Origin of the sequence: Caballeronia sp. RCC_10, assembly GCF_041360715.1 — a bacterium.
Lineage (GTDB): Bacteria > Pseudomonadota > Gammaproteobacteria > Burkholderiales > Burkholderiaceae > Caballeronia > Caballeronia grimmiae.
Genome location: NZ_JBFUPT010000080.1, coordinates 1 through 5,770 on the forward strand (window position 1 = coordinate 1; position 5,770 = coordinate 5,770).

Annotated in this window: 3 protein-coding genes and 3 pseudogenes; 3 read left to right on the forward strand and 3 right to left on the reverse strand. The window is 55.7% G+C overall.

What is annotated here, in order from left to right; all coding sequences use genetic code 11:
* The first annotated feature begins 201 nt into the window (after positions 1–201).
* The 3 genes and pseudogenes from AB6804_RS31445 to AB6804_RS31455 all read left to right on the forward strand — a co-directional run.
* Positions 202–561, forward strand: a complete 360-nt coding sequence (locus tag AB6804_RS31445; protein ID WP_370889777.1) for an Ltp family lipoprotein — start codon at positions 202–204, stop codon at positions 559–561.
* A gap of 509 nt (positions 562–1,070) precedes the next feature.
* Entirely contained in the window at positions 1,071–2,072 is a 1,002-nt protein-coding gene (locus tag AB6804_RS31450) for a GIY-YIG nuclease family protein (RefSeq protein ID WP_370889778.1), read from the forward strand.
* 204 nt (positions 2,073–2,276) lie between these two features.
* Positions 2,277–2,536, forward strand: a pseudogene (locus AB6804_RS31455) (hypothetical protein); the annotation flags it as partial.
* Between the two features lie 48 nt (positions 2,537–2,584).
* Here the strand turns inward: AB6804_RS31455 and AB6804_RS31460 are convergent.
* The 3 genes and pseudogenes from AB6804_RS31460 to AB6804_RS31470 all read right to left on the reverse strand — a co-directional run.
* On the reverse strand, positions 2,585–3,484 hold the full coding sequence (locus AB6804_RS31460) for a hypothetical protein (RefSeq protein WP_370889779.1): 900 nt from the start codon (positions 3,482–3,484) through the stop codon (positions 2,585–2,587).
* A gap of 1,034 nt (positions 3,485–4,518) precedes the next feature.
* Positions 4,519–4,785, reverse strand: a pseudogene (locus tag AB6804_RS31465) (hypothetical protein); the annotation flags it as partial.
* Between the two features lie 62 nt (positions 4,786–4,847).
* Positions 4,848–5,693: pseudogene (locus tag AB6804_RS31470) on the reverse strand (SOS response-associated peptidase family protein); the annotation flags it as partial.
* Between the last annotated feature and the right edge of the window lie 77 nt (positions 5,694–5,770).

Genomic DNA, 5,770 nt, shown 5'->3' on the forward strand with positions numbered 1-5,770 from the left:
CAGAGCGGCTTCAAACAGTTGGTTCGTCATTGTTCGTTTCGTCTTGCATGGTTGGTTGCAGCATTCTGCCGCAACCAACCATGACTCAGCTTATCGAATCAGTGCGCCTCAAGGGTTCCCTGCGCCGAGCTTACGCTCGCCCTTGACCCGCCAAACCACCCACTGAGAATTCAAAAGAGGCTGAAAATTTTAAAAGTTGCGGTGATTGCCGCCTTGTTTGCTGCGGCACCCACATGGGCTGGGTATTTGACTGGGCCGCAGACTAATGCGGTGCGGTCGGCGGAGCAGTATCTCCGTTTCAAAGGGTTTTCACGGCAGGGCCTAATTCAACAGCTCTCATCCGATGCGGGTAATGGCTACGATGTGGCTGATGCCACGGCCGCTGTTGACAGCTTGGCCGTCGACTGGAACGAGCAGGCGACGAGGTCGGCCAAGCAGTACCTCAACATCATGGGCTTTTCGTGCAAAGGCCTCATTCAGCAACTATCCTCGCGCGCGGGAGACAAGTTCACCGTGAGCGAAGCGACTTACGGAGCGCAAAGTGCTGGCGCGTGCTCCTGACGACGCTTGAGGTGTTTGCCCTAGATGAAACAAAAAGCCACCGAAAGGTGGCTTTTGTTTTGCCCTAAGCGTATAGGTTCTCGACATGAATTTGTGTGTTCCGACAGAGCCACTAGCTTATCAGTCGAAGTATGACATTCCGTGCAGTCGGCCACGGACTTTGCAACAGGATTCTTCTGCCACATGGGCCACGGAAGAGGTGGAGGACGGCAGCGGTAATCACACGGTCTGGCCGACCTCTTACAACCGCCAGTGACAGGTTTGCGACATGAGGCAGCCTTTAAGCAGCCGCGGGTCTATCAGTAAACAAACAAGTTTTCAGCATCGCACGCGTGCAATTCCACACATTTGTACAGCGCTGTAAGCCGAATAATTACATGCCGGCACGCATGGTTGCATCTAGCGCAGTACTCCATGCCACCAAGAGCGAAAAGTCCTCCAGCGACTCAAATTAGAACCGTCGCTCGGGAGTGTAAAACAAGGAAGAACTAAGATAGCCGACTACAACTATGATGAACGCCGGATTCGTTTACGTGCTTGCTAACAGTGCAATGGCAGGATTGGTGAAAGTTGGTAAGACAACGCGGTCGCCAAACGAGCGGGCTGCGGAGCTGTCCAAAGCGACTGGATTGCCAAGTCCGTTCATTGTCGTCTATGAACAGTTCTTCAACGACTGCCACGAGACAGAAGCCTTCGTTCACACGTATCTTGAGCGTAAGGGCTATCGCGTTTCGTCAACCAGAGAATTCTTCAACGCACCGGTCAACGAGGTCGTAAGGGCCGTTTCCATGGCGCCCGGTGCAATCGACAACGACAATTGCGTGGCTACGACACACGCTTGGAACGGTACGAAACCTGACGAAGATGACTTGGACCTGCTGACGCTCAAGGGTTCATCGAGTGATGGGTCTCCCCCGTGGGACGACATTTTCATCGATGCTGAGAGCCACTACTGGGGAGTCGGCGACTGTCTCCAAGACCGAGCGGAGGCTTATAGATTATTCAAGCAGGCTGCTTCACTCGGCTGTCTCGCCGCCTACCCGCACTTGGGTCGCATGACGAAGGATGGGGAGGGAGTTCGCGCGGATGAGCAAAAGGCGCTCGACCTTTTCAAGGAAGGTGCTCGCAAGGGCAGCATCTATTGCTATATGGAGATGGCGAAGCTCTTCGAAGAAACGAACCAGACCGAGAACGCACACAAGTGCTACTCAATGTTCGCGAACAAGTTTAGTTACGACCTCGTCGACGAAGTTCAGATAACTGAGGACGAGGTGAGGGCCATTTACAGCGACTGCGCCGACCTTGTGCATCACAAGTGGCATCGCAGAAACCCCATTCCCATTCCGATGCAAAGATTCATAGTCGAAAATGCGATGTACGTTCGAAAATCGGCTGAATCGACCGCTGGATACGCCAAGCGAAACGGGAATACGTCGTTCGAGGCAATCTGGCGTGAAACAGTTGATTTCATCGACGCGTTTGCCAAAAATCCCCGCCTGCTGGCTGACTAGACCGCCGATAGAGGCCATTCAAGGGAGTCATACGGATGGTTTGATTTCTCCGTCCGTAAGGCCATTGCTCAAGGTTCGAGCTTGTGTGTGCGGCCGGGACAAGGCAAGGATTCCGGCCGTTTCGTCCCTTCCTCTTTGGCGGTCGATGCCCGACCGTGCGCGCGAATGCTCACGTGCTCCCGCTTAGGTGAAGAGGCGACGGTTCGGCCACTCGGCTTGTACTCGGCGTCGCAGCTTGTACAAGATGCGCAACGTCACGGCGTCAAGGTCCTTCCGGAGACGTCACAATCAGTCGGTAGGAATCGGTGCTCGAGCATCAAGATGCTCGTACGAAGCCTGCGGTACGACTGAGCTTGTCACTACTGGAAGGGATGAAGAACGGCGCCGCTGAACGAATCGAAGCAGCGAGAGCTGTGGAGCAGTTCACAAGCGTCGGCGACCTGGCGAAACGTGCCCGGGTAGACGCCACTTGGTGTTCTGCGAAAAGCCTCTTCGACGCATCACTCGTGATTTCACTCGAGGCCTTGCTTTCGCCAACGCTCGAAATGACTGCCGGGGTAATTAAGATACGATGGCTTCAGGGTGATGCCCAAATCCGCCGCCGCATCTTTCATCGCTTGCCGTTGCGTTTTTCCGCTCCTCCTAAGCGCGATGGCTCGCAATTTGAACCGCTCTGATTCCGTGCCCGGTTCGGAGCGAGCATCCTCAACAGCGACGTCGGGACGTTCGCTTTCGCCCACTGCAACCAACTCTTTCGCAATGGCGGCGGCGCGTTTGCCCAGCGCCCACAGGCCTGCGTCAATTTCCTTAAGTTGATTCAACTGTGATGAGAACGAGCCCAAGCCAGCTTCGCTCAGCACGTTGAGCCACCATTCTTGATATCGCTGATACGCGCCAATCGAAGTCCGATACTGAATATCGAGAGGATGCTCTGGATTTCCGGAAAGTAAGTTATAGGCGGTCAGCACCCACCGGTCTACCATCGGATAGACTTCGGGGCGAAGACAATGCAGAACAAAGGCAGGAATCACAGCGCTTGCCCAAAGTCCGAAACGCTGGTCGAGGTCGTGAATCCGCGAAATATCGAAGTGCCTCATCTCGCGAACATTACTTGCCCAATCGAAAAATTCGCGTGAACTGAGAATCTCTCGATGTTCATCGCACAGCGTGTTTGGCTTCGTCGTCTCTGTTCTGAACCTTATGTTGGAGGGAGCTGCGGTGTAGGGGCCGTCCGGGTCTAATCTCACCTTCCCGTCCTTCCAAGCGAGAGCCTGGCACAGCGCTTCGCCAAGCTCAATAGGTGTGCAAGCATTGCGCACGCGTGCCAGCACGCTGTAATAAACCTCCGGCGGATACGCCCATGAGTCGAACGCCGCCGCCGAGTCTCGAATAAGTTGGATTAGCATCGACATGAGTGAATGAATGTAGTTGATTCATTCGCTCATTGTATTGCGGAGTGCCGCCTTCCGCAAGCCCGGCCCGCCCCCGAATTTGGCTAGGCTCCAGCAATCGTCCGTGCCGTCCCGTGAGCAGGCGGTCGCACTGGGGAGTCGCCCCGAGACGCGCCGTACTCCGCTGCTACCGCCGACGCTCTACCGATAATGCCGGACGCCATCGCGTTGACCTGAGCTTTGCCGAACACCAGCGCCGGTGAGTATCGTCCCCGCGTTGCATACGAATAGTCATCTCAATCATGGTTTCCGCGGAAGACGTCGCATCGCGCTGAGAGTCATCCATAAACCAGATAGGGAGCTGACTTATATTGCCGGCGTGCATCGGCCGGACGACGCCATTGCTTCCATGCAAGTCGCGCATCAAGACGCACTGCGTCTCGATGCGCGATGACAATTGCGGAGTCGGAAGAATCGACCTCGCAATCCGGCGCGTTTTATAACGAACATGAGGCACGTGGCAGAATGCGGCGCGCAGACGGACTTCGGCTGCGCGCAAACCCAGGAGAAAACGTTCGCTAAGGACCCTAATCTTCAGCGCACTTTTGATGACAGTTGGAACGTCGTCGCCAGTCAGCATTACGTCGAAGTTTGGGACCCGCCCGAGTCTCGTGGTGCAGCACCGTCAAACGTCGGAGGCCAATACGAGCCTGCTACAAAACGCGGCGCCAGCGAAGCGAGCCGCAGTGCGCAGCAAACCGCACGGCATAGTGAAGTCGGTAGCCGCCGCTGCGTGCGTTGCCAGCTACGGAACGGCGCGTTCCCACATTTGATGGCATCCCACGAAAAAGGACGCCGCGAGCCGATGTCTTGCGTGTGCACGGCGACTCGCTGAAGGTGCGCGTCGAACGTTTAAGCGGACGGCGAGCCGTCGCAACAACCGGCTGAGACAGGCTGTAAGAGCTTGGAAGTCAAAGCTCATGTTGCTCGCCGCGGGGGAAGCAGAGTCGCACTCCCGCCTGCTTATACCTAAGCAGCGCTCGGTTGTTTTTCGCTTAGTCACCGAATGGGTCGGTAGCGGATTTCGCTTCGGTGCTAAGGTTGTACTCGGCGCGTACGGCCTTAAGTACACCATCTATGTCGCGCTGAAAGCCGACCGCATTCCCAAAGTGCGTCATGTTCCAGTTACAGCCCGTTCTATCAGGCTCCTGCAACTGGGGCCGCGGCACTCGAATCTTTACGCCGTCTTCAACGATTTCCTGTAAGCGATGGACTCGTCGGTCAACTTCTTGCTGAAGTTGGGAGGCATTAAGTGTCTTGCGTGTTCGACGCTCCTTCTGTCGCGATGCTCCGTTCTACCAAGCTGTGCTCGCGCAGCCGACCGTTACGCCGCAAGTCGATGCTCATAGTATGGTCGGTCTCTGTCATCAAGAATTGCGTACATCGCGTCGAGATTCTTCGGGTCCGGGTTGAGCCACGCATCCACCTTTTCGAGCTTGATAGGAATGATGCAGCGGTCGTGCCCTGCTGCTGCTATCTCGGGAGGGGGTTCGTCAGTGATGGCGGCAAACGAAAGGAGGTCGGGCTGGCCAGGCGCGCTCCATCTGGACCAGAGGCATGCAACATGCATTAACTGGCCATTATTTGGGCGAAACTCGAGGACGACGTTCTCGTCTCGGTCGTGCGTCTCAAGCAGCGTGTTCTCGTACTTCGCCTTCTTGACGTTTTCGTAGAAGACCTCGACGAGCATTACGCCATGTGTGTGTCCAAAGCATGGCCTCCAGAAGCCTTCGAGATTATCGCGCCGCGCGTTGTAAGTCCCCGGGTATTTCACATCGTAGTTCGCCGGTTTGCCGGCGATTCGGCACTGATAGCGCATTGGCTTGACGATGTACTCACCATTTTCCATCACAAGAACAGGTGCGAAGGTACCGGGAAAAATTCGAGAGTCGCGTGGTTGCGGGTCCATTCGATTGATGTCCTCAAGGCGACGCAGCGAGGCTTGGATTTTGTCCGTCGCGATGCGCTTGCTTTCAGTTGCGGCCTTGGTCACCTTTGTCTGCAGCGTACGCTCGGCATCCGCGAGGCGGGTCCGTTGTTTGAAAACCTCCTGCTCGAGCTTAGTCGTCTGTTCGGCGTTGAAACGGTCGATAGCCGTTCTTATTTGTCGCTCTTCATCTGTTTGAGGGTCACGAAAACTGTCGTCTACAGCCTTCGGAATCTTCGCTTTGAGAGGTGGCGCCGTTGGTTCGGACAGTTAGATCGAGTTTATAAGTGGAAGCGCCGGGGTCATCAAGCTGCCGATTT